This is a genomic window from Rubrivivax sp. JA1055 (genome assembly GCF_020966565.1).
Classification (GTDB): Bacteria; Pseudomonadota; Gammaproteobacteria; order Burkholderiales; family Burkholderiaceae_C; genus Rubrivivax; species Rubrivivax benzoatilyticus.
Genome location: NZ_JAJKFP010000005.1, coordinates 57,494 through 79,418 on the forward strand (window position 1 = coordinate 57,494; position 21,925 = coordinate 79,418).

Genomic DNA, 21,925 nt, shown 5'->3' on the forward strand with positions numbered 1-21,925 from the left:
GTCAAAGCACCTGTGTTGCGTCACCGGAAGCGGTGGCCGGACCGCCGTCGGTCTCGGGGTTCGGCGCAGGTGCGAGTAAGGAAAATGATAGCGAAACTCGGGCCCCGGTCACCGGGGATTCCGGGGCTTCGTCCAAGTGCATGTTGACGGCCCGCAGCCGCGCGTGATGTTCGTCGGCGATCTTCTTGACGACCGCCAGCCCGAGACCGGTGCCCTTGGCCTTGGTCGTGACGTAGGGCTCGAAGGCGCGCTTGAGCACCTTGTCCGGGAACCCGGGGCCGTTGTCCTGCACGAACAGCCGCACCGCACGCAGCTCGCCGTTGTCGCCCAACGAGCGCGCGGTGCCGATCTCGACGCGGCCGTCGGCACGCTCGGACACCGCGTCCAGCGCGTTCTGCACCAGGTTGTGGATGACCTGGCGGATCTGCGTCGCGTCGCCCAGGATGCGCGGCAGCGGCTCGGTCAGACGCACGACGAGCTGGCCGCGATCGTGCGCCTGGCCGTACAGCGCCAGCACCTCGTTGGCCAGGGCGTTCAGGTCCAGCGGCTTCATCTGCGCGGCCGGCAGCCGGGCGTAGTCGCGGAACTCGTTGACCAGGCGCTGCATCGCGTCGACCTGGGCGACGATGGTCGCCACCGAGCGCAGCAGCAGCGCCTGGTCGCTGCCCTCGAGCTTGCTCTCCAGCCGGTGCTGCAGCCGCTCGGCCGACAGCTGGATCGGCGTCAGCGGGTTCTTGATCTCGTGCGCCAGCCGCCGCGCGACCTCGGCCCAGGCCTGCGAACGCTGCGCCGAGACGACCTCGGTGATGTCGTCGAAGACCATCAGCCGCTGCTCGCCGGGCAGCGGTGCGCCGCGCACCAGCAGCGTCAGGGTCACGCCTTCGGGGCGCGCGAGCTCGAACGCGTCCTGCCAGTGGTCGCCGCCGAGTTCGCTGCGGTCGGCGAGCTGCTCGTAACGCTGCTCGACGCTGCGTGCGAAACCCTCGAGTTCGGGCAGCTCGCCCAGGTGGCGGCCGCGCCAGGCGGCCACCGACAGGCCGAGGATGCGCGTCGCGCCCGGGTTGACGGTGTCGATGCAGCCTTCGCGGTCGAAGACGATGACGCCGGCGGTCAGCGTGTCCAGGATGGTCTGCAGCCGGGTGCGCGCGCCTTCGAGCTGGTCGACGCCGCGCTGCACCTGCTCGCGCGCGTCGGCCAGCTGCGCCGTCATGTCGGCGAACGAGCGCGTCAGCCCGCCGAGCTCGTCGCCCGAGGCGAACACCGGCTTGGGCTTCAAGTCGCCGGCGGCCACCTGGCGCATGCCGTCGGCCAGCAGCAGCAGCGGCCGCGCGAGCTGGTTGCCCAGCAGGATGGCCAGCAGCACGGCGCCGAAGACGGCGAGGATCAGCGCCAGCGTCAGCGTGCCGATGTACATGCGCGACAGGCTGTCGCGCGCCAGCGCGCGCTGCTGGTACTCGCCGTGTGCGGCCTGCACCGCCAAGGCGTCGACCGCCAGCTTGCGTGGCAGCGGCTGCACCACCATCAGGAAGCGGTCGTCGCCGGGCGACAGGCGGATGCTGGCGTCGGGCAGCAGCGCCAGCGCACGCAGGCGCGGCGCCCCGCCGGCGCCGTCGCTGGCGCTCAGGGCCTCGTCGTCCAGGCCCTCGATCTGGCTGGCCACGCCCAGCGAGCGCGCCTGGCGCAGCAGCGTCGTCGGCGGCCGCTCCGGCGGCGACGAGCCCGGCGCGACACCGGCCGTGGCAAGGATCTGGCCGCTGTGGTTGAGCAGCGCGATCTCGCGCACCCCGGTCTGCTCGCGCAGGCGTTCGAGCACCAGCGGCGACGGCTGGCGCGAGTCGCCCAGCCGCTCGGCGGCCAGGCGCGCCTTGCCGGCGACGTCGGCCTGCAGCGCGTCCAGCGTCGTCTTGCCCAGCGCCAGCCCGGCGTCCAGTGCGCCGGCGACCTTGACGTCGAACCAGGCGTCGATGCTGCGCGAGACGAACTGGTAGGACACGGCATAGATCACCAGGCCCGGCAGCACGCCGACGAGGGCGAAGATGCCGGCCAGCTTGATCAGCAGCCGGCTGCCGAACTTGCCGCGCTTGAGGCGCAGCACCAGGCGCACCGCCGCCACGCCGATGACCAGCACCAGCAGCGCCGCAACCGCCGCGTTGACCCAGAACAGCCAGACGAAGTGGCGCTCGTAGAAGCCGCCGCCGGCCGTCGACAGCGACAGCACGAAGGCCAGCACCAGCGCCGCGCCGATGCCCGCGACCAGCGCGACGATCCAGATCCAGCGCGCCGGACGGTTCATGGCAGCTCGACCGGCAACTCGCGCTCCGCGCCGATCGCCCAGTCGGCCTGGCCGCCCAGGCCGATCTGCATCGGGCTGGGCAGCTGGCTGGTGTCGAGCCGCCAGCTGAACTCGATGTAGTAGTCCTTGCCCGGCTCGAGCTGCGACAGCTCGGCGATGCGCCAGCCGGCGCTGCGCGTGACCGCGGCCATCGCCTCGGCCAGCGTCGCGTAGGTCTGGTTCAGGCCGCCCAGGCCGACACGCCAGCTGGAGGTGAGCGGCTGGTAGACGACGCGCCAGCTGCGCGAGACCCGCGCCACACGCTCGTCGCGCCAGTACCAGCGGTCGCGCCGCAGCGTGGCCTGGGCGACGAAGTAGACCGGCACGCCGCGTGCCATCGCGTCCTCGACGGCCTTGGGCAGCGTCACGCGGGCGGCGAACTCCAGCGTCAGCGCGCCGTCGCTGCGGCCGGACTGCAGCTGGATCAGCTCGACGCCCTGGGCCCGTGCCGGCGCGGCCCCCAGGCCGAGCCAGCCGAGCACGGCCCACAGCCCCAGGCCCAGCAGCAGTCTTCGGCGGACCGGCGGCGATCGCATGACGGGTGGTGCTCGGGCGTCAGGCCTTGTGGACGAGGGCGTAGTAGAAGCCGTCGTGCAGCGCCTGGCGCGCCGACGGCTGCGAGGGATTGTCGGCCAGCGGCAGCAGGTGCCCGGGCGACAGCGGATCCAGGCTCGCGCCGCTGTCGGCGTGGCGTTGCAAAAACGCGTCGATCTGTTCGGCCCCCTCGCTGCGGAACAGCGAGCAGGTGGCGTAGACCAGGCGGCCGCCAGGCGCGAGCAGCGGCCACAGCGCGTCGAGGATCTCGCCCTGCAGCCGCGCCAGCGCGGTGATGTCGTCGGGGCGGCGCAGCCAGCGCACGTCGGGGTGGCGGCGCACGATGCCTGCGGCGCTGCAGGGCGCATCGAGCAGGATGGCGTCGAAGGGCCGGCCGTCCCACCAGCGTGCGGTGTCGCGGGCGTCGCCGGCGTGCAGCGTGGCCTGCAGCTGCAGCCGGTTCAGGTTCTCCTGCACACGCGCCAGGCGCACCGGGTCGCTGTCCAGCGCCAGCACGTCGAGATCGGCCAGCTCGAGCAGGTGCCCGGTCTTGCCGCCCGGGGCGGCGCAGGCGTCGAGCACACGCGCGCCGGCCGGCAGCCCGTCGCCGACGAGCAGCGGCGCCGCACGCTGCGCCGCCGCGTCCTGCACCGAGACCTCGCCTTCGGCAAAACCGGGCAGCTGCGTCACCGGACAGGGCTCGGCCAGCACGACGGCCTGGCCGCCCAGCGCCGCGTCGTCGACCAGCGTCGCGGCTCGGCCCTGGGCCGCCAGGCGCTGCACGTAGGCCTCGCCGCTGCCGCGGCGGCGGTTGACACGCAGCGTGAACGGCGGATGCACGTTCGAGGCCTGCAGCAGCGCCTGCCACTGCGTCGGCCAGTCGTGGCGCACGCGTTCGATCCACCACAGCGGGTGGTTGAACGCGCCCAGCGGCTGGTGGCGCGCCGCCGCGGCGAGCTTGTCGCGCTCGCGCACGAAGCGGCGCAGCACGGCATTGATGAAGCCGGCGGCCACCGGCGTGCGCTGGTGGGCGGCGTGCACCGCCTGGTCGACCAGCGTGTGGTCGGCATAGGGCGAGGGCTCGCCGGTCGGCCAGAGCAGCGCCAGCGCCGTCAGCAGCAGCGACTCGACGTGCGGCGGCGGCGACTTCGGTGCCATCAGCGCGCGCGCCTCGCCGGCGCTGCCGAGCCAGCGCATGACGTGGAAGCTGAGCGCCTGCACGCCTGGGCGGGCGTCGGGCGGCACACGCGCCAGCACGTCGGTCAGCGAGCGGCCCTGGCGCACCGCGTGCACGGCGTCGGCGGTCAGATCGAGCAGCCGCGACAGCGGCACGGACGAAGTCGGAGTGGTCACCAGGGCAGTCTAAGCGGAGCCTGCACGCCGACGAAGCGCGCCGCACAATACCGGCTCCCTTCGCCCCCGGCCGACCGGCCCGCCCATCCCCATGGCCAAGACCGTCCCGCTCCCGGAGTCCACGCCGCCGCGCCTGCTGCGCAGCGAGGAGGAACTGGCCTCGATGCCGGTGTCCGAGCGCATCCGCTACCGCCTGGTCTGCGCCGACAAGCGCTTCCACGCCAACGACAACATCGCCGACTTCGTGCGCGAGGGCGAACTGCCCGAGCTGAAGAAGGAAGTCCAGGCCAAGCTGGAGGAGCTGCTGCGCGCGCTGGTCATCGACACCGAGAGCGACCACAACACGCAGGAGACGGCCAAGCGGGTGGCCAAGATGTACATCGACGAGGTCTTCCGCGGCCGCTTCCACCCGATGCCGGCGGTGACCGAGTTCCCGAACGCCGAGCGCCTGAACGAGCTGATGATCGTCGGCCCGATCACCGTGCGCAGCGCCTGCAGCCACCACCTGTGCCCGATCTTCGGCAAGGTCTGGATCGGCCTGCTGCCCAACGAGCACAGCAACCTGATCGGGCTGTCCAAGTACGCCCGCATCACCGACTGGATCATGAGCCGCCCGCAGATCCAGGAAGAGGCGGTGACGATGCTCGCCAACGAGCTGCAGGAGCGTGTGCGCCCCGACGGCCTGGCCATCGTCATGGAAGCCGACCATTTCTGCATGCACTGGCGCGGCGTCAAGGACACCGACAGCGCGATGGTCAACAGCGTGATGCGCGGCGCCTTCCTGAAGGACCCGAACCTGCGGCGCGAATTCCTCTCGCTGCTGCCGCGCAAGCAAGACTGAAAGGGCCGCGATGCTCGTCCGCCTCATGTACGTCAGCCGCGCCGTGCCGGCGCTGGACCCCGAGGAGCTGCAGGCCATCCTGCGCGCCTCGCGCGCGCAGAACCCGGCGCTCGGCATCACCGGGGTGCTCTGCTACTCCGACGGGATCTTCGTGCAGGTGCTCGAAGGCGGCCGCAGCGCCGTCAACCGCCTGTACGCGCGCATCGTCGGCGACCCGCGCCACACCGAGGTCGAGATCCTGGTCTACGAGGAGATCGCCGAACGCCGTTTCGCCGGCTGGTCGATGGGCCAGGTCAGCGTGGCGCGGCTGAACCCGGCGCTGCTGCTGAAGTACTCGGAGACCGCGACGCTGGACCCCTACGCCGTCTCGGGCCAGGTCAGCAAGGCGCTGTTCGACGAACTCGTGGCCACCGCGGCCATCGTCGGCCAGTCCTGAGTCAGAGCCGCCCGGCGGGGCCGAAGCGGTACAGCCGGATCAAGAGCCGCGTCGGGAACTCGGCGATCGCCTCGTCGTAGGCGGCGCCGGTTTCGTTGAAACGCTGGCGCGCGAAGGCCAGCCGCGAGCCGCCGTCGGCCAGCACCGCGGCCTGCTCGGCGATCGCCGGCTCGACCTTCAGCAGCGGGTGCTGCTCCAGCAGCGCCAGCACGCGGCTGGCCGCGGCGCCCATCGCCGCCTCGCCCTTGACCAGCACCAGCGCCGCTTCCAGCCGCACCGGGCGTGCGCCCAGCGCGTCGGCGGCCTCGCGCACCTGGGCCTCGGCGGCGAGCAGCGCGTCCAGCGCCTTGGCTTCGCCGGCCATCGGCTCGCGCAGCGCCTGGGCCAGGGCCTGCGCCGCCTCGCCGCGGCGCGCCAGCGCCTCGGCGACTTGCTGCCAGGCCGCGGCGATCGCCGTGCGCAGCGCCATCAGCCGGTTGTAGGCACCGACCATCCAGAACACGAGCACGGCCGCCAGGGCCAGCACGAGGATCTGCCCGGAGGACACGGCGTCAGCGCCGGATCTCGCCCTGGCCGAGCACGATCCACTTCAGCGAGGTCAGGCCCTCCAGGCCGACCGGGCCGCGGGCGTGGAACTTGTCGGTCGAGATGCCGATCTCGGCACCCAGCCCGTACTCGAAACCGTCGGCGAAACGCGTGCTGGCGTTGACCATCACGCTGGCCGAGTCGACCTCGCGCAGGAAACGCATCGCGTTCGGGTGGTTCGTCGTCAGGATCGTGTCGGTGTGGTGCGAGCCGTGGCGGTTGACGTGGGCGATGGCCTCGTCGAGGCTGGCGACGACCTTGATGCTGATGACCAGCGCCAGGTACTCGGTGTCCCAGTCGGCCTCGGTGGCGTCGACGACGCGCGCGCCGGGCACGGCGGCGAGCATCGCCTTGGCCGCCGGGCAGCAGCGCATCTCGACACCCTTGGCGGCGAAGACGGCGCCGATGCGCGGCAGGAAGGCCGCGGCCTGCGCCGCATGCACCAGCAGCGACTCGGTCGCGTTGCAGGGGCTGACCTTCTGCGTCTTGGCGTTGTCGGTGACGGTGACCGCCTGCTCCAGGTCGACCTCGGCGTCGACGTAGACGTGGCAGTTGCCGTCCAGGTGCTTGATGACCGGCACACGCGCCTCGGCGGCGATGCGTTCGATCAGGCCCTTGCCGCCGCGCGGGATGACGACGTCGACGTGCTGCGGCATCGTGATCAGCCGGCCGACCGCGGCGCGGTCGGTGGTCTCGACGAGTTGCACCGCGTCGGCCGGCAGGCCGGCCTCGACGAGCGCGCCCTGGACCAGCTTCCACAGCGCGAGGTTGGAGTGCAGCGCCTCCGAGCCGCCGCGCAGGATGCAGGCGTTGCCGCTCTTGATCGCCAGCGACGCGGCCTCGATCGTCACGTTCGGGCGGCTCTCGTAGATCATGCCGAAGACACCCAGCGGCACGCGCATGCGGCCCACCGAGATGCCGGTCGGGCGGCGACGCAGCTCGCTGATCTCGCCGATCGGGTCGGGCATCGCGGCGATCTGCTCGCAGCCTTCGGCGACCGTCTCGACGACCTTGGCCGTGAGCTTGAGCCGGTCGACCATCGGCTCGGCCAGCCCGGCGGCGCGCGCGGCGGCGAGGTCGAGTTCGTTGGCCTGCTGCAGCGGGCCGAGGTTGGCGCGCAGCGCGGCGGCCAGGCGGCGCAGCGCGTCGTCCTTGGCCGCGGAGCCGGCACGCGCCATCGCGGTGGCGGCCACACGCGCGGCAGCGCCGACGCGGTCCATGTAGGCGGCGATGTCGTCGGTCGGGTTCATGGCGCAGGATTGTCCCGCAATGCGCCGGCGGCACCTCGGGGCGGGGTCAGGTCTCGCAGGGGTCAGGTCTCGAGGAGCAGGCGGGGTCAGGTCTCGTGAGACCTGACCCCCTGGCCGCAGAGACCTGACCCCAGATCGAAATCAGCCGCGCAGCGTGCCCGGCGGCACGAGGCCGCGGCGCGGGATCGGCGTCGAGAACACGATCTGGGTGCGTGTCTCGCCCCAGGCGTTGATCGAGCCGAGGAAGGCCTCCAGCGCCGGCAGGTCGGCGGCGACGACGGTCAGCAGGTAGGAATCGGCGCCGGCGACGTGGTGGCACTCCAGCACCTCGGCGGCACGGCCGATCTGCTCGAGAAAGGCCTTCTTCGCCGGCTGGCCGGCGACGGTGAGGCCGACGATCGCGCGCACCGTGTAGCCGGCACGCGCGGCGTCGACGTCGGCGACGACACCGCGCACGACACCGGCGTCCTGCAGCCGCTTCAGCCGCTCGGCGGTGGCCGGGATCGACAGCCCGGCGGCTTCGGCCAGCACCTTCAGCGGCGCGCGGCCATCGCGCTGCAGCGCGAGCAGCAGCTTCCAGGCCTTGTCGTCGATCGTGTTTTCAGTCATACGGCAGTTTGACCTGAAATTCCATCGCCAGACAGCATATCGACCTCAAGAATCCGCTGGAGCCACCGCAAATCGCTTCGCACAATGAAGCCGTGGACCCGCAACTCACCCTCTTTCTGCAATCCGCCGCGATCGGCCTGTCGATCGCCGCGCCGGTGGGCCAGATCGGCCTGCTGGCGATCCAGCGCACGCTGCAGTACGGCTCGGCCGCCGGCATCGCCACCGGGCTGGGCGCGGCGGTCGCCGACGCGATCTATGGCGCCATCGGCGCCTTCGGCGTCACGGCGCTGATCACCTTCCTCGTCGAGCAGCGCACGCTGCTGGCCGGTGGCGGCTCGGCGCTGCTGCTGTGGATGGCCTGGCGCATCGCGCGCCAGCCGCCGGCGCGGCGCGACGGCGGGCCGGGCGAACGGGCGCCACTGGCGCGCCTGTTCGCCGGCACCTTCGTGCTGACGCTGGCCAACCCGACGACCATCCTGTCCTTCATCGCCGTCTTCGGCGCGCTGGCCGGGCGCAGCGCGGTCGCCTCGCCGTGGGTGATGGTGGCCGGCGTCGCGGCCGGTTCGGCGCTGTGGTGGTTCATCCTGGCCGGCGCGGTGGGCCGGCTGCGCACGCGTTTCGACGCGCGCTGGCAGCACCGGGTGAACCTGGCGTCGGCGGCGCTGCTCGCCGGCTTCGCGTTCTGGCAGCTGGCGGCGCTGGCGCGCTGATTCAGGCGCCGAGCACGCGCGCCAGCCAGGCCGCCACGGCCTCGGGTGCCGCGTCGAGTTCGATCGTCTTGCGGCGGCCGGTCTGGCCCTGCGTCAGCCGCACCGCGCGCTTGGGCAGGTCCAGCTCGTCGGCCAGCCAGGCGAGCAGCGTGTCGTTGGCCTTGCCGTCGACCGGAGGTGCGTTCAGTCGCACGCGCAGCGCGCCGTCGTGCAGCCCGTCGGCGCCGGTGCGGCGCGCGTTGGGCACGACCGCCACACGCAGCCGGCTGGCCGCCGCGCCGGCCGCACTCAGGCACGGCGGCGCGCCGTTCACGCCGCGGTCTTGCGTGCCGGCGCCTTCTTCGCCGGCGGCCGCGCGGCACGCGGCTCGAACTCGAAGCCGACCTTGCCTTCCTTGGCGTCGTAGACGAGGAAGGCCTTGAACTTGCGCTTGGTCTTGTTCGAGACGAAGTCCTCGAGCAGCTTGGTGCGGCCGGTGGTCAGCAGCCGCGTCATCTCTTCATGCGTGACGGGCTGCTGCAGGATCACGGCGCCGCTCTTGAAGTCGCAGGTCGTGTGCGCGCCGACGGCGTGCTCGCAGACGTAGCTGCTGCCGTGCTCGTAGACGTGGCTGCGGCACTTCGGGCACGGGCCCAGGCTCTGCTGGCCGCTGAAGTCGACCGGCTCGCCTTCACCTTCGGCGGGCTTGTCGTCGTCGCCGAAGTCGAACTCCAGCTTCCAGTTGCCGATCTCCTCGTCGTGCACGATGCGCAGCTCGGCGCTGAACGGCCAGCCGGCCTTGGAGCGGAAGCCGTCCAGCGGGCCCAGGCGCTTGTCGCGCAGCAGCGCATCGGCCTCGGCGACCTCGAAGGTGCGGCCGGCCGGCAGCTTGGTGATGCTGAAGCCGCAGCCACTGCCTTCGGGCGAGCCGGCGGCGCCGGTGCAGGCGAAGCGGCGGTAGTTCTCCTTGACCACGCCGCCGCAGTTCGGGCACGGCGTTGACAAGGTCGCGTAGTCGCCCGGGATCGTGTCGCGGTCGTATTCCTTGGCCTTCTTGACGATGCGCTCGGCCATCTTGGCGATCTCGGCCATGAAACGCTCGCGGCTCAGCTTGCCGTGCTCCATCTGCGACAGCTGGTACTCCCAGTTGCCGGTCAGCTCGGGCTTGGTCAGGTCCTCGATCGCCAGGCCGCGCAGCAGCGTCATCAGCTGGAAGGCCTTGGCGGTGGGCTGCAGCTCGCGGCCCTCGCGCAGCATGTACTTCTCGAGGATCAGGCCTTCGATGATCGCGGCGCGCGTGGCCGGCGTGCCCAGGCCCTTCTCGGCCATCGCCTGGCGCAGCTCGTCGTCGTCGATCAGCTTGCCCGCACCTTCCATCGCCGACAGCAGCGTCGCCTCGGTGTAGCGCGCCGGCGGCTTGGTCTTCAGCTGCTTGACGTCCACGCCCTCGGTGCGCACGGTCTCGCCCTGCGTCACCGGCACGAGGTTGGCGTCCTCGTCCTGGGCTTCCTTGCCGTAGACCGCCAGCCAGCCCGGATTGACCAGCACCTTGCCGTTGGTCTGGAAGTGGTGCGTCGCCTCGGCCACCGCGACCTTGCTGATGCGCGTCGTGACCATGTACTCGGCCGCCGGATAGAACACGGCGATGAAACGCTTGACGACCAGGTCGTAGAGCTTGGCCTCGATCTCGGTCAGGCTCTTCGGGGCCTGCAGCGTCGGGATGATGGCGAAGTGGTCCGAGACCTTGGTGTTGTCGAAGACCCGCTTGGTCGGCTTCACGTAGCCGGCGTCCAGGCCCTTGCGCGCATGCTGCGACAGCGCCGCCAGCGGCCCCGGCAGCTCTTCATCGGCAAGCATCGCGAAGGTCTGCTTGACGACGCCGACGTAGTCCTCGGGCAGCGCGCGCGAGTCGGTCCGCGGGTAGGTCAGCACCTTGTGCTTCTCGTACAGCGCCTGGGCGATCGACAGCGTGGTCTTGGCCGAGAAGCCGAAGCGCGAGTTGGCCTCGCGCTGCAGCGTCGTCAGGTCGTACAGCAGCGGGCTGCTCTGCGAGCTGGGCTTGGCTTCCTCGGTGACGGTGGCCGGCTGGCCGCGCACGGCGGCGGCGATGGCCTGCGCGTCGGCCTCGTTCCACAGGCGGTCGGCGCGCGCCTCGGCGTCGTCGGGGTTCTTCTTCCACTTCGGGTCGAACCACTTGCCCTCGTACTGCCCGGCCTGGGCGTCGAAGGCGGCACGAACTTCCCAGTAGTCGCGTGCGACGTGCTTGCGGATCTTCTCCTCGCGCTCGACGACGATCGACAGCGTCGGCGTCTGCACCCGGCCGACGGTGGTCAGGAAGAAGCCGCCGTCGCGCGAGTTGAAGGCCGTCATCGCGCGCGTGCCGTTGATGCCGACCAGCCAGTCGGCCTCGGAACGGCTGCGCGCGGCGTCGGCCAGGCCCTGCATCTGCTCGTCGCTGCGCAGCTTGTCGAAGCCGTCGCGGATGGCCTGCGGCGTCATGCTCTGCAGCCACAGGCGGCGGATCGGCTTGCTGAAGGGCTTGCCGGCCGCGGCGTACTGGACGATCAGGCGGAAGATCAGCTCGCCCTCGCGCCCCGCGTCACAGGCGTTGACGAGCTCGGTGACGTCCTTGCGCTTGACGAGCTTGACCACCGCCGACAGCCGCGACTTGGACTTGTCGATCGGCGCCAGCTCGAAATGCGGCGGCACCACCGGCAGGTGGGCGAAGCTCCACTTGCCGCGTTTGACGTCGTAGGCCTCGGGGGCCTTGATCTCCACGAGGTGGCCGACCGCCGAGGTCACGACGTACCGGTCGTTCTCGAAATGGTCGGCGTGTTTTTCGAACTTGCCGGCCACCGGCGTCAGCGCTCGCGCGATGTCCTGCGCGACGCTGGGCTTCTCCGCAATGATGAGAGTCTTGGTCATGTCTGCCTTGGCTCACGGCGACGCAAGCCGTGCCTACAATCCGCCGTCTTTCGCGCGCACGCACACACGCGCGCGCCCCTGTAATTTCAATGTACCCAATGAATAAGACCGTGCAACCGGCGGCGCCAAAGAGCGATTCGCGGCGCATCCAGGTGCGGCGCAGCGGGGTGCACGGCAAGGGTGTCTTCGCGCTGCAGGCCATCGCAGCGGGCACCCGGCTGATCGAATACAAGGGCGAGCTGATCGACTGGCCCGAGGCGCTGCGCCGCCACCCGCACGACCCGGCGCAGCCCAACCACACCTTCTACTTCCACGTCGACGACGAGCACGTCATCGACGCCAACGTCGGCGGCAACGCCTCGCGCTGGATCAACCACGCCTGCGACCCGAACTGCGAGGCCCAGCAGCTCGACGATGGCCGCGTCTTCATCGACGCGCTGCGCGACATCCAGCCCGGCGAGGAGCTGTTCTACGACTACGGCCTGGTGATCGACGAGCGTTACACCGCCAGGCTGAAGAAGGAATACGCCTGCCATTGCGGCAGCCCGAACTGCCGCGGCACGATGCTCGCACCCAAACGCCGCTGACCCGATGGACGCCCCGGTTCCCTCGCCTTTCCACACCAGCAGCGGCGCGCCGCTGCGCTGGGGCGCCGAGGACATCTGGCAGCAGCTGCAGCCGCTGCTGCCCGGGGTCAGCGTCGAGGTCGTCGCGCGCACCGACTCGACGAACACACGCCTGATCGAACGCGCCCGCGCCCAGGCCGGCCAGCGCGACGCGCCGGTCTCGCGGCCGGGCGAGCTGCGCGACGTCGGCGACGTGCCGCGTGCCCCCTACGGCCGCCGCGCCGGCGACACCGAACCCTGCCTGCTGGTGGCCGAACACCAGACCGGCGGCCGCGGCCGCCTCGGTCGCGACTGGCAGGGCTCTGCGGGCGCGTCGCTGACCTTCTCGCTGGCACTGCCGCTGGCGCCGCGCGACTGGTCGGGGCTGTCGCTCGCGGTGGGCGTCGCGCTCGCCGAGGCACTGGACATCGCGCCGCCGCGCATCGGGCTGAAGTGGCCCAACGACCTGTGGATCCTCGACGGCCCGGGCCGCGGCCGCAAGCTCGGCGGCATCCTCATCGAGACCGTGCCGGTCAACCAGCGCCGCATGTGCATCGTCGGCGTCGGCCTGAACGTGCTGCCGCAGCCGGCCGAGGGCCTGACACACGGCTACGCCTGCCTGCAGGAGCTCGACGGCGACACCAGCGCGCCGCGTGCGCTGGCCGCGGTGGCCGCGCCGCTGGTGCGTGCGCTGCAGCGTTTCGAGGCCGAAGGCTTCGCCGCCTTCCAGGCCGGTTTCGAGCGCCGCGACCTGCTGGCCGGCCTGCCGGTGACGACCACCGGGGCCGAACCTCTGCACGGCGTGGCCGAAGGCGTCGACGAACGCGGCGCGCTGCGCGTGCGCGCCGGCACGCTGCACACGCTGGTCAGCGGCGAGGTCAGCGTGCGCCTGCGGGACGACGCATGCTGAGAGCCCTGGCCGCCCTGCTGATCGGCGCCAACCTGCTGTTCTTCGCCTGGGCCCGGGGCTGGCTCGACCCGGCGGTGCCGCCGCCGCAGCACGGCCAGCGCGAGCCGGCGCGGCTGGCCGCCCAGCTCAACGCCGACACGCTGCGCATCGTCAGCCCGCAGGCCGCCAGCGCGGCAGCAGCCAGCGTCGCCTGCGTCGAGGCCGGCCCGTTCAACGACGCCGACGTCGGCAGCGCCGAGCAGGCGCTGATCGCCGCCGGCCTGCCCGGCGACCTCTGGAAACGCCGCGAGCTGCAGCCGCCGCCGGTCTGGCTGGTCTACATGGGCCGCTTCAACGACGCCGCGCAGCGGCGCGCCCGCAGCGACGCGCTGCAGAAGCTGCGTGTGGCCCACGAAGCGCTGGACGCGCCGGCCGAGCTCGCACCCGGTCTCGTGCTGTCGCGCCACGGTTCGCGCGAAGACGCCGAACGGGCGCTGGCCGCCGCCTCGGCCAAGGGCGTGAAGACCGCGCGCGCCGTCGCGCTGCCGCCCCCGCCGCCGCAGCACTGGCTGCGTGTGCCGCGCGCCGACGCCACGCTGCAGGCCCGCCTGGGCGAGACCGCGCTGCCCGGCGGCACCCGCTTCCACCGCTGCCCGCGCTGAACGCGCCGCCCATGAAAAACGGCCCCGCGTGGGGGCCGTCGTCATCGCCAAGCCGCCGAACTCCCCTCGGGGACAGACCGCCGCAGGCGGTCAGGGGGAGCGGCGTCACCCGGCGCGGGCCGAACCCGATCCGGGTCTCCCGGTCGGGTTCGGAGCCCCCTCGGGGGGCGGCCGCCAGGCGGCCGGGGGCTCAGGCGATCACGCGCACCATCTCCAGCACCTTGCAGGAGTAGCCCCACTCGTTGTCGTACCAGGCCACGACCTTCACGAAGGTCTTGTCCAGCGCGATGCCGGCGTCGGCGTCGAACACCGAGGTGCAGCTCTCGCCGCGGAAGTCGGTGGCGACGACCTTGTCGGTGGTGTAGCCGAGCACGCCCTTCATCGGGCCCTCGCTGGCGGCCTTCATCGCCGCGCAGATCTCCTCGTACGAGGCGTCCTTGTTCAGCTCGACGGTCAGGTCGACGACCGAGACGTCGGAGGTCGGCACGCGGAAGGACATGCCGGTGAGCTTCTTGTTCAGCTCGGGGATGACCTTGCCGACGGCCTTGGCGGCGCCGGTGGAGCTGGGGATGATGTTCTCGAGGATGCCGCGGCCGCCGCGCCAGTCCTTGTTGCTCGGGCCGTCGACGGTCTTCTGCGTCGCGGTGGCGGCGTGCACCGTGGTCATCAGGCCGCGCTTGATGCCGAAGGTGTCGTTGAGCACCTTGGCGACCGGCGCCAGGCAGTTGGTCGTGCAGCTGGCGTTGGAGACGATGGCCTGGCCAGCGTAGGTCTCGTGGTTGACGCCGTAGACGAACATCGGCGTGTCGTCCTTGGACGGCGCGCTCATGATGACCTTCTTGGCGCCGGCGGCCAGGTGCTTCTCGGCGGTTTCCTTGGTCAGGAACAGGCCGGTCGACTCGACGACGATGTCGGCGCCGACTTCGCCCCACTTCAGCTCGGCCGGGTCCTTGATCGCGGTGAGGCGGATCTTCTTGCCGTTGACGATCAGCGTGTTGCCGTCGACGGCGATGTCGCCCTTGAAGCGGCCGTGCACGCTGTCGTACTGCAGCATGTAGGCCAGGTAGTCGGGTTCCAGCAGGTCGTTGATCGCGACGACCTCGATGTCGTCGAAGTGCTTGATCGCGGCGCGGAACACCATGCGACCGATGCGGCCGAAGCCGTTGATGCCGATCTTGATGGTCATGTCGTCTCTCCTGAACGGTGAAGGTGAACGGGCTTCGGCGCCTGGGCGACCGGGCCTCGCGGCCCGGCCGGCGCCATTAGGGAGCGATCTTGCCGCAGGCGGCGCGAGGGGTCACGCGCCGGCCCGCGGGCGGTGGAGGGCAAACGCGAGTGGCGCAGCCCACGGCGGTCAGCGGTCGAGCACCTTGCGCACGACCGCGGCGACGTTCTCCGGCGTGAAGCCGAAGAGCTTGAACAGCACGCCGGCCGGCGCGCTCTCGCCGTAGCGGTCGAGGCCGACGACGGCCGCGCAGCCGTACTTCCACCAGCCGTCGGTGACGCCGGCCTCGACGGCGATGCGCGGCAGCTTGGCCGGCAGCACCGAGAGCTTGTACTCGACGCTCTGGCGGTCGAAGGTCGTCGTGCTGGGCATGCTGACGACACGCACGGCGATGCCGGCGGCGGCCAGCTGGGCCTGGGCGTGCAGCGCCAGCTGGACCTCGCTGCCGGTGGCGATGATCACCGCCTGCGGCGCCTTCTTCAGGCCCACCTCGCTGGGCTCGGCGAGCACGTAGGCGCCCTTGCCGATGTCCTCCAGCGTCGCCTTCGGCGCGTACGGCAGGTTCTGGCGCGACAGCAGCAGCGCCGTCGGGCGGTCGGTGTTGCCGATCGCCACCGTCCAGGCCACCGTCGTCTCGGCGGTGTCGGCCGGACGCCAGACGTCCAGGTTCGGGATCAGGCGCAGCGACGCGGCGTGCTCGACGCTCTGGTGCGTCGGGCCGTCTTCGCCGAGACCGATCGAGTCGTGGGTGAAGACGTGCACGACACGCTGCTTCATCAGCGCGGCCATGCGGATCGCGTTGCGGCTGTAGTCGCTGAACGTGAGGAAGGTGCCGCCGTAGGGGATGAAACCGCCGTGCAGCGCGACGCCGTTCATCACCGCCGCCATGCCGAACTCGCGCACGCCGTAGTTGATGTGGCGGCCGCCGTTGGCCGCGCCGTCGTCGCCGAAACGCAGCGCCGGCGTCGAGCTGGTGTTGGTCAGGTTGGAGCCGGTCAGGTCGGCCGAGCCGCCGAGCAGCTCGGGCAGGGCCTTCGTGAAGACCTCCAGCGCGAGCTGGCTGGCCTTGCGCGTGGCGACCGTCTCGGCCTTGTCGTGGGCGGCGATCGCGGCGTCGGCGGCGATGCGCGCGAAACCGGCGGGCAGCTCGCCCTTCATGCGGCGCTCGTACTCGGCGGCCAGCTCGGGGAAGGCGGCGCGGTAGGCGGCGAAGGCCTTGTTCCAGGCGGCCTGCGCGGCGGCGCCGGCCTTGCGGGCGTCCCAGGCGGCGTAGGCGGTCTTGGGCACGACGAAGGGCTCGTGGGCCCAGCCCAGGCCTTCGCGCACCAGCGCGATCTCGGCGGCGCCCAGCGGCTCGCCGTGCGCCTTGGAGGTGCCGGCGCGGTTCGGCGAGCCCTTGCCGATCGTCGTCTTGCAGATCACCAGCGTCGGCTTGGTGGCCGAGGTGCGGGCCTGGGCCAGCGCCGCGTCGACGGCGGCGACGTCATGGCCGTCGACCGGGCCGACGACGTTCCAGCCGTAGGCGTCGAAACGCTTGGCGACGTCGTCGACGTACCAGGGCGCGACCTGGCCGTCGATCGAGATGCCGTTGTCGTCGTACAGCGCGACCAGCTTGTTCAGCTTCCAGGCCCCAGCCAGCGCGCAGGCCTCGTGGCTGATGCCTTCCATCAGGCAGCCGTCGCCGAGGAAGACGTAGGTGCGGTGGTCGACGATCTCGTGGCCCGGGCGGTTGAACTGCTGGGCCAGCAGCTTCTCGGCCAGCGCCATGCCGACGGCGTTGGTGATGCCCTGGCCCAGCGGGCCGGTGGTCGTCTCGACACCCGGCGTGACGTCGACCTCGGGGTGGCCCGGCGTCTTGCTGTGCAGCTGGCGGAAGTTGCGCAGCTCCTCGACCGGCAGGTCGTAGCCCGTGAGGTGCAGCAGCGCGTAGATCAGCATCGAGCCGTGGCCGTTGCTCAGCACGAAGCGGTCGCGCTCGGCCCACTTCGGGTCGGCCGGGTTGTGCTTGAGGTGGCGGCCCCAGAGCGCGACGGCCATCTCGGCCATGCCCATCGGGGCGCCGGGGTGGCCGGAGTTGGCTTGCTGCACCGCGTCCATCGCGAGCGCTCGCACCGCGTTGGCCATCAGCGCGGTGTCAGGGGAGGAGGTCTTGGCCATGCTGCGCCGGCAACCGCGAGGGCGCCGCCGTGGGTGAAGAAAGCCTTCGATTCTAGGGCGCCCCTACACTGCCGGCCGATGAGCGCCCGAGCCCTGATCCTCGCCGCCGGCCGCGGCGAGCGCATGCGACCGCTGACCGACACCACACCGAAGCCGCTGCTGCCGGTGCGCGGGCGGCCGATGATCGAGTGGCATCTGCTCGCGCTGGCCAAGGCCGGCGTGCGCGAGGTCGTCATCAACACCGCCTGGCTGGAGGAGCAGTTCCCGGCCGCGCTGGGCGACGGCTCGCGCTGGGGCCTCGTGATCCGCTGGTCGGCCGAGGGGGCGGCCTGGGGCGGTGCGCTGGAAACGGCCGGCGGCATCGCCACCGCGCTGCCCTGGCTGGCGCCGAACGGCGACGAGGCCTTCTGGGTCGTCTCGGGCGACATCGTCGCGCCAGACTTCGGCTTCGACGACGCCGAGCGCCGCCGCTTCGAGGACAGCGGCGACCTGGGCCACCTGTGGCTGGTGCCCAACCCGGACTTCAACACCCGCGGCGACTTCGCGCTCGGCCCCGGCGGCCGCCTGTCGCGCGATGGCGAACGCGCCTGGACCTACGCCAACCTGGCGCTGCTGCGCCCGGCGATCGTCGCCGGGCTGCAAGCCGGCACGCGTGCGCCACTCGGCCCGCACCTGTTCGCCGCTGCCGCGGCGGGCCGCCTGTCGGGCGAGCCCTGGCGCGGCGAGTGGCACAACGTCGGCACGCCCCAGCAGCTCGCGGCGCTGGACTGAGCAGCGCCGACAGCGGCCTCAGGTCCCGATGATCCCGCCGTCGTCTTTGGTGATGACGACGACCGTCGAACGCGGGCGCCCGCCCGGCAGCGGCGTCACGCCGTCGGACTCGACCGACCACTGCGACTGCGGCCAGTTCGAGTACTGCGTCGGGTTGGCCGCGCTCGAGTCCTCGCCCGGGTGCTGGACGCCGACGAACATCGTGCGGCCGTCGGGCGTCATCGTCACGCCGGTGACCTCGGCGTTCGGCGGCGCGGTCAGGAAGCGGCGCGTGGCCCCGGTGGCCGGGTCGGCGCAGACCATGCAGTTGGCGCCGATGTGCACCCAGTCGCCCTGGGCGTTGCCGGCCTGGTCGGTCTGCACCCAGAGGCGGCCGAAGGGGTCGAACCACAGGCCGTCGGGCGCGCCGTAGTCGGCGCTGCCGTTCGGGTCGTCGGCGATGTTGCCGCGGTAGTCGTTGCTCGGCTTGGCGGTCTTCGTCGTCGCGCTGTCGCCGGCCTGCACGAACAGGTCCCAGGCGAAACGCGTCGCGGCGACGCTCCTGCCGGCTTCGCGCCAGCGGATGATGTGGCCGTAGACGTTGTCCTCGCGCGGGTTGGCCGCGTCCACCGGCGGGCGCGCCGAGCCGGCGGCGGTGCTGCCGTCGGCGGCGTTGGCCGAGGCGCTGCTCGTGCCGCGGCGGTTGTTGTTGGTCAGCGTGCAGTAGACCTCGATCTCCTCGAAGCCGCCGATGCGCGGGCGTGCGCCGGTCCACTCCGGGCGGTCCATCATCGTCGCGCCGACGGCGTCGGCGGCCATGCGCGTCTTGATCAGGATCTTGGCCTGGACCTCGGCGTCGTCGGCGCCGGCGAAGTTCGGGTTGTCGCGCAGCTTGACGCCGTCAACGCCGACGGTGTCGGGCGCCAGCGCGATCCAGACGCCGGTCAGGTCGCTGTCGAAACGCGCGACGTACAGCGTGCCCTCGTCGAGCAGGTTGCGGTTGGCCGCGCGCAGCGCCGGGTTGTAGCGGCGCTTGGCGACGAACTTGTAGATGTACTCGTTGCGCTCGTCGTCGCCCATGTAGAAGGCGATGCGGTGATCGTCGTCGACGACGTGCTGCACGCTCTCGTGCTTGAAGCGGCCGAGCATCGTGCGCTTGACCGGCGTGCTGTCGGGGCGGAAGGGGTCGATCTCGACGACCCAGCCGAACAGGTGCGGCTCGTTCGGGTTGCTGCTGAGGTCGAAACGCGGATCGGTGGTGTGCCAGCGGTAGCCGTTGCCCGAGGTGCTCAGGCCGTAGCGGCGGTTGAGCTTGGCCGTTTCGGTGGCGGTCGTGGTGTCCAGCGCGCCGGTGGCGCCGAAGTTGCCGTTCCAGTTCTCCTCGCAGGTCAGGTAGGTGCCCCAGGGCGTCCAGCCGTGGGCGCAGTTGTTGATCGTGCCGTAGGCCACCGTGCCGTCGGTCGTGCCGCCGGTGGGCGTGGTCGCGGCGTCGGTGATCGTGAACTCGCGCGTCTTCAGCAGCGCGTGGCCGGCCGCCGGGCCGGAGATGCGCATGAAGGTGTTGGCGGTGATGCGGCGGCCGAACGGAGAGCGCCTGACGACACGCCACTGGCCGCGCACACGCGCCGCCTCGACGATGGACACGCCGTGTGCGGCCTGCGACTTGCGCGTCTTGGCCAGCGTGTAGCCGGCGCCGACCAGCCCGTCGGGGTGCAGCACCTCCTCGTGCGTGTATTCGTTGTTCACGCACAGCAGGCCGTGCTCGGGGTTCTCGCGGCCGTCGCGGCGCGGGAAAGGGAAGAAGTGCATGCCGTCGTTGTGCATGCCGAACTGCAGCGCCTGCTCGGCGGCGCTCTCGCGCGCATCGCCGGCGAAGGCCGGGCCGCCCGGCATGATCGGGTCGCCCCAGGCGACGAAGGCGCGCGCGGTGTAACCCGCCGGCACGGTGACGCGGTCGGCCACCGGCGCCAGGCTCGGCGGCACGCTGGTGAAGCCGATGCCCGGCAGGCCGCCGTCCGCTGCGGCGGCGCGGCCCAGCGGGCGCGCCTCGACGCTGTCGACCAGGCCGCCGAGCGTCAGCCCGCCGGCCGAGGCCAGCGCCGCGGCGCCCAGGCCACCGCCGACGAAACGCCGGCGCGTCGGGTCGACGGCGTCGACGACGGCGTGGATGTCACGCGAGGTCGACGGATTGAGGGAGACGTCGTTGCGCGGATGCTGCTTGCCCTTCATGCCTGGCTCCTGCTGGGGTGCTGGGCAGGCGGGGGCCTGCCGCGAAACCCCGGATGCTCCCGGGCGCCCGCGACAGATGCATGACAAACGTCAGTCCGCTAGACCCTGGGTAACCCCGTTGATGCGGGACAGGACTTCCGGCGTCAGGCGCTCGACCAGCGCCATCGCGCCGAGGTTGGCCTTCAGCTGCTCGACACGCGAGGCGCCGGTGATGACGCTGCTGACCCGCGGGTTGTGTGCCACCCAGGCGATCGCCAGCTGCGCCAGCGTGCCGCCGAGCTCGGCGGCGATCGGCTCGAGCTTGGCGACGGCCTCGTTCTTGGCCGCGTCGGTCAGGCCGTCGCGCAGGAAGGCCATGTTCTCCATCGCGCCGCGGCTGCCGGCAGGCACGCCGCCGCGGTACTTGCCGGTCAGCAGGCCCGAGGCCAGCGGGCTCCAGGTCGTCAGGCCCAGGCCCAGGTCTTCGTAGAGGCGGGCGTACTCCTGCTCGACGCGGCGGCGGTGGAACAGGTGGTACTGCGGCTGCTCGACCACCGGCTTGTGCCAGCCGTGGCGATCGGCCAGCTCCCAGGCGGCGCGGATGTCGGCGGCGCTCCATTCGCTGGTGCCCCAGTACAGCGCCTTGCCCTGCACGATGAGGTCGTTCATCGCGCGCGCGGTCTCCTCGATCGGCGTGTTCGGGTCCGGGCGGTGGCAGTAGATGACGTCGATGAAGTCCAGGCCGAAGCGCTGCAGCGAGCCGTCGACGGCCTGCATCAGGTACTTGCGGTTCAGCGTGTCCTTGCGGTTGACGGCCTCGCCGCTGCGGTCCAGGCCCCAGAAGTACTTGCTGGTGACGACGTAGTTCAGCCGCGGCCAGCCCAGGCGGCGCAGCGCCTGGCCCATCACGAGCTCGCTCTGGCCGCCGGCATAGGCCTCGGCGTTGTCGAAGAAGTTGACGCCGGCGTCGTAGGCGGCGGCCATCATCTCGACGGCGGCGTCGACGTCGACCTGGTTGTGGTACGTGACCCAGGAGCCCAGCGAGAGCGCGCTGACGCGCAGGCCGGAGCGGCCCAGACGGCGGTATTGCATGTGTGACCCTGACGGATGAGAGGAATGCGGCCGATGCTAGTGGGTCGCTGCGGCGACAGCAGCGCCCGCGCCGGGCGGCCACAATCGGCGCGATGGGAACGCTTTACCTCGTGCGCCACGGCCAGGCCTCGTTCGGCGCCGACGACTACGACGTGCTCAGCGAACTGGGCCAGCGCCAGTGCCGCCAGCTCGGCATCTGGTTCCGCGAACGCGGCATCACGTTCGACGCCGCCTTCCACGGTTCGCTGAAGCGCCAGCGCGCGTCCTACGAGGCGATCGCCGACGGCCACGGCGCGGTGCCGCCGGCGGCGCTGCGGCCGCAGCTCGACGAATACGACAGCCTGGCGCTGCTGAAGGCCGCGCACCCCGAGCCGCTGCCGGCGGCCGACACGCCCGAGTCCTACCGCCAGTACTTCCAGCTGCTGCGCTCGGCGCTGGCGCGCTGGATGGCCGGCGAGATCGCGCCCCAGGGCATGCCGGCCTACGCCGACTGGCGCGCCGGCATCGTCGGCGTGCTCGACGAGGTGCAGCGCATCCAGGACGGCAACGTGCTGCTGGTCGCCAGCGGCGGCCCGATCTGCACCGCGCTGGGCCACCTGCTGCGCACGCCGAACGAGGTGACGATCGACCTCAACCTGCGCCTCCGCAACAGCGCGCTGACCGAGGTCGCGATCACGCCGAAGCGGCTGATGCTCGTCGCCTTCAACCACCTGCCGCACCTGGACCATCCGGAACGCCGCGACTGGGTGACCTCGACCTGAGCGGGCCCGAGCCGGCCGGCGA

General features: G+C 71.7%; 20 protein-coding genes. 8 read left to right on the top strand and 12 right to left on the bottom strand.

Annotated features, from left to right (window positions below):
* Nucleotide 1: 1 nt before the first annotated feature.
* From LOC65_RS07000 to rsmB, 3 genes are read right to left on the bottom strand one after another with little or no spacing between them, the layout of a single operon-like run.
* On the bottom strand, nucleotides 2-2,293 hold the full coding sequence (locus LOC65_RS07000; RefSeq protein WP_164963454.1) for an ATP-binding protein: 2,292 nt from the start codon (nucleotides 2,291-2,293) through the stop codon (nucleotides 2-4).
* Nucleotides 2,290-2,868 carry a DUF4390 domain-containing protein gene (locus LOC65_RS07005; RefSeq protein WP_009855748.1) on the bottom strand — a complete coding sequence of 193 codons (579 nt, stop codon included), beginning with the start codon at nucleotides 2,866-2,868 and terminating at the stop codon, nucleotides 2,290-2,292. The genes LOC65_RS07000 and LOC65_RS07005 overlap by 4 nt, the downstream gene beginning before the upstream one ends.
* 19 nt (nucleotides 2,869-2,887) lie before the next feature.
* On the bottom strand, nucleotides 2,888-4,219 hold the full coding sequence (gene rsmB / locus LOC65_RS07010; protein ID WP_405048241.1) for a 16S rRNA (cytosine(967)-C(5))-methyltransferase RsmB: 1,332 nt from the start codon (nucleotides 4,217-4,219) through the stop codon (nucleotides 2,888-2,890).
* 91 nt (nucleotides 4,220-4,310) lie between these two features.
* Here rsmB and folE point away from each other — a divergent pair, with 91 nt between their 5' ends.
* Nucleotides 4,311-5,060, top strand: coding sequence for a GTP cyclohydrolase I (folE, locus tag LOC65_RS07015; RefSeq protein ID WP_164963455.1), 750 nt, complete (start codon nucleotides 4,311-4,313; stop codon nucleotides 5,058-5,060).
* A 10-nt stretch (nucleotides 5,061-5,070) separates the two neighbouring features.
* Entirely contained in the window at nucleotides 5,071-5,496 is a 426-nt protein-coding gene (locus LOC65_RS07020; RefSeq protein ID WP_009855751.1) for a BLUF domain-containing protein, read from the top strand.
* A gap of 1 nt (nucleotide 5,497) precedes the next feature.
* Here LOC65_RS07020 and LOC65_RS07025 read toward each other — a convergent pair whose 3' ends face one another.
* The 3 genes from LOC65_RS07025 to LOC65_RS07035 form a co-directional block, all read right to left on the bottom strand.
* Nucleotides 5,498-6,043, bottom strand: coding sequence for a LemA family protein (locus tag LOC65_RS07025; RefSeq protein WP_230247038.1), 546 nt, complete (start codon nucleotides 6,041-6,043; stop codon nucleotides 5,498-5,500).
* 4 nt (nucleotides 6,044-6,047) lie between these two features.
* Complete coding sequence (locus LOC65_RS07030) at nucleotides 6,048-7,331, bottom strand: glutamate-5-semialdehyde dehydrogenase (RefSeq protein WP_230247039.1); 1,284 nt, start codon at nucleotides 7,329-7,331, stop codon at nucleotides 6,048-6,050.
* A gap of 141 nt (nucleotides 7,332-7,472) precedes the next feature.
* Entirely contained in the window at nucleotides 7,473-7,940 is a 468-nt protein-coding gene (locus tag LOC65_RS07035) for an Lrp/AsnC family transcriptional regulator (RefSeq protein ID WP_230247040.1), read from the bottom strand.
* A gap of 92 nt (nucleotides 7,941-8,032) precedes the next feature.
* Between LOC65_RS07035 and LOC65_RS07040 the strand changes: the two genes are divergently transcribed.
* Complete coding sequence (locus LOC65_RS07040) at nucleotides 8,033-8,650, top strand: LysE family transporter (protein WP_230247041.1); 618 nt, start codon at nucleotides 8,033-8,035, stop codon at nucleotides 8,648-8,650.
* Nucleotide 8,651: 1 nt separating this feature from the next.
* Here the strand turns inward: LOC65_RS07040 and LOC65_RS07045 are convergent, their stop codons facing one another.
* Both LOC65_RS07045 and LOC65_RS07050 read right to left on the bottom strand, forming a co-directional pair.
* Nucleotides 8,652-8,963, bottom strand: coding sequence for a DUF167 domain-containing protein (locus LOC65_RS07045; RefSeq protein WP_230247042.1), 312 nt, complete (start codon nucleotides 8,961-8,963; stop codon nucleotides 8,652-8,654).
* Nucleotides 8,960-11,554, bottom strand: a complete 2,595-nt coding sequence (locus LOC65_RS07050; RefSeq protein WP_230247043.1) for a DNA topoisomerase III — start codon at nucleotides 11,552-11,554, stop codon at nucleotides 8,960-8,962. Before LOC65_RS07050 ends, LOC65_RS07045 begins: the two co-directional genes overlap by 4 nt.
* A gap of 98 nt (nucleotides 11,555-11,652) precedes the next feature.
* Between LOC65_RS07050 and LOC65_RS07055 the strand changes: the two genes are divergently transcribed.
* The 3 genes from LOC65_RS07055 to LOC65_RS07065 are packed head-to-tail and all read left to right on the top strand — an operon-like array spanning nucleotide 11,653 to nucleotide 13,710.
* The gene (locus LOC65_RS07055) at nucleotides 11,653-12,141 is read left to right on the top strand and encodes an SET domain-containing protein (RefSeq protein ID WP_029718853.1); all 489 of its coding nucleotides are present in this window, start codon (nucleotides 11,653-11,655) and stop codon (nucleotides 12,139-12,141) included.
* 4 nt (nucleotides 12,142-12,145) lie between these two features.
* Nucleotides 12,146-13,069 (top strand): biotin--[acetyl-CoA-carboxylase] ligase, encoded by a 924-nt coding sequence (locus tag LOC65_RS07060; protein ID WP_230247044.1) that lies wholly within the window; start codon nucleotides 12,146-12,148, stop codon nucleotides 13,067-13,069.
* Entirely contained in the window at nucleotides 13,063-13,710 is a 648-nt protein-coding gene (locus LOC65_RS07065; RefSeq protein WP_009855760.1) for a hypothetical protein, read from the top strand. Before LOC65_RS07060 ends, LOC65_RS07065 begins: the two co-directional genes overlap by 7 nt.
* 190 nt (nucleotides 13,711-13,900) lie before the next feature.
* Here LOC65_RS07065 and gap read toward each other — a convergent pair whose 3' ends face one another.
* Nucleotides 13,901-14,896, bottom strand: a complete 996-nt coding sequence (gene gap, locus LOC65_RS07070; protein ID WP_009855761.1) for a type I glyceraldehyde-3-phosphate dehydrogenase — start codon at nucleotides 14,894-14,896, stop codon at nucleotides 13,901-13,903.
* 168 nt (nucleotides 14,897-15,064) lie between these two features.
* Nucleotides 15,065-17,092, bottom strand: a complete 2,028-nt coding sequence (gene tkt, locus LOC65_RS07075) for a transketolase (RefSeq protein ID WP_230247045.1) — start codon at nucleotides 17,090-17,092, stop codon at nucleotides 15,065-15,067.
* A 78-nt stretch (nucleotides 17,093-17,170) separates the two neighbouring features.
* On the opposite strand from tkt, the gene murU reads away from it, so the two are divergent.
* Nucleotides 17,171-17,863, top strand: coding sequence for an N-acetylmuramate alpha-1-phosphate uridylyltransferase MurU (gene murU, locus LOC65_RS07080; RefSeq protein ID WP_164963460.1), 693 nt, complete (start codon nucleotides 17,171-17,173; stop codon nucleotides 17,861-17,863).
* 18 nt (nucleotides 17,864-17,881) lie between these two features.
* On the opposite strand, the gene LOC65_RS07085 is transcribed toward murU, so the two are convergent.
* Together LOC65_RS07085 and LOC65_RS07090 are read right to left on the bottom strand one after the other, a co-directional pair.
* On the bottom strand, nucleotides 17,882-20,071 hold the full coding sequence (locus LOC65_RS07085) for a PhoX family phosphatase (RefSeq protein WP_230247046.1): 2,190 nt from the start codon (nucleotides 20,069-20,071) through the stop codon (nucleotides 17,882-17,884).
* A gap of 90 nt (nucleotides 20,072-20,161) precedes the next feature.
* On the bottom strand, nucleotides 20,162-21,142 hold the full coding sequence (locus tag LOC65_RS07090) for an aldo/keto reductase (RefSeq protein ID WP_009855765.1): 981 nt from the start codon (nucleotides 21,140-21,142) through the stop codon (nucleotides 20,162-20,164).
* A 92-nt stretch (nucleotides 21,143-21,234) separates the two neighbouring features.
* On the opposite strand from LOC65_RS07090, the gene LOC65_RS07095 reads away from it, so the two are divergent.
* Nucleotides 21,235-21,903: a histidine phosphatase family protein gene (locus LOC65_RS07095; protein ID WP_230247047.1), complete on the top strand. Its 669-nt coding sequence runs from the start codon at nucleotides 21,235-21,237 to the stop codon at nucleotides 21,901-21,903.
* Nucleotides 21,904-21,925 lie beyond the last annotated feature (22 nt).

Excerpts from the sequence above, each read along its gene's own strand:
- LOC65_RS07000 (WP_164963454.1), bottom strand. The coding sequence starts at position 2,293 with ATGAACCGTCCGGCGCGCTGGATCTGGATCGTCGCGCTGGTCGCGGGC.
- LOC65_RS07005 (WP_009855748.1), bottom strand. The coding sequence starts at position 2,868 with ATGCGATCGCCGCCGGTCCGCCGAAGACTGCTGCTGGGCCTGGGGCTG.
- folE (WP_164963455.1), top strand. The coding sequence starts at position 4,311 with ATGGCCAAGACCGTCCCGCTCCCGGAGTCCACGCCGCCGCGCCTGCTG.
- LOC65_RS07020 (WP_009855751.1), top strand. The coding sequence starts at position 5,071 with ATGCTCGTCCGCCTCATGTACGTCAGCCGCGCCGTGCCGGCGCTGGAC.
- LOC65_RS07030 (WP_230247039.1), bottom strand. The coding sequence starts at position 7,331 with ATGAACCCGACCGACGACATCGCCGCCTACATGGACCGCGTCGGCGCT.
- LOC65_RS07035 (WP_230247040.1), bottom strand. The coding sequence starts at position 7,940 with ATGACTGAAAACACGATCGACGACAAGGCCTGGAAGCTGCTGCTCGCG.
- LOC65_RS07050 (WP_230247043.1), bottom strand. The coding sequence starts at position 11,554 with ATGACCAAGACTCTCATCATTGCGGAGAAGCCCAGCGTCGCGCAGGAC.
- LOC65_RS07055 (WP_029718853.1), top strand. The coding sequence starts at position 11,653 with ATGAATAAGACCGTGCAACCGGCGGCGCCAAAGAGCGATTCGCGGCGC.
- LOC65_RS07060 (WP_230247044.1), top strand. The coding sequence starts at position 12,146 with ATGGACGCCCCGGTTCCCTCGCCTTTCCACACCAGCAGCGGCGCGCCG.
- LOC65_RS07065 (WP_009855760.1), top strand. The coding sequence starts at position 13,063 with ATGCTGAGAGCCCTGGCCGCCCTGCTGATCGGCGCCAACCTGCTGTTC.
- gap (WP_009855761.1), bottom strand. The coding sequence starts at position 14,896 with ATGACCATCAAGATCGGCATCAACGGCTTCGGCCGCATCGGTCGCATG.
- tkt (WP_230247045.1), bottom strand. The coding sequence starts at position 17,092 with ATGGCCAAGACCTCCTCCCCTGACACCGCGCTGATGGCCAACGCGGTG.
- murU (WP_164963460.1), top strand. The coding sequence starts at position 17,171 with ATGAGCGCCCGAGCCCTGATCCTCGCCGCCGGCCGCGGCGAGCGCATG.
- LOC65_RS07085 (WP_230247046.1), bottom strand. The coding sequence starts at position 20,071 with ATGAAGGGCAAGCAGCATCCGCGCAACGACGTCTCCCTCAATCCGTCG.
- LOC65_RS07090 (WP_009855765.1), bottom strand. The coding sequence starts at position 21,142 with ATGCAATACCGCCGTCTGGGCCGCTCCGGCCTGCGCGTCAGCGCGCTC.
- LOC65_RS07095 (WP_230247047.1), top strand. The coding sequence starts at position 21,235 with ATGGGAACGCTTTACCTCGTGCGCCACGGCCAGGCCTCGTTCGGCGCC.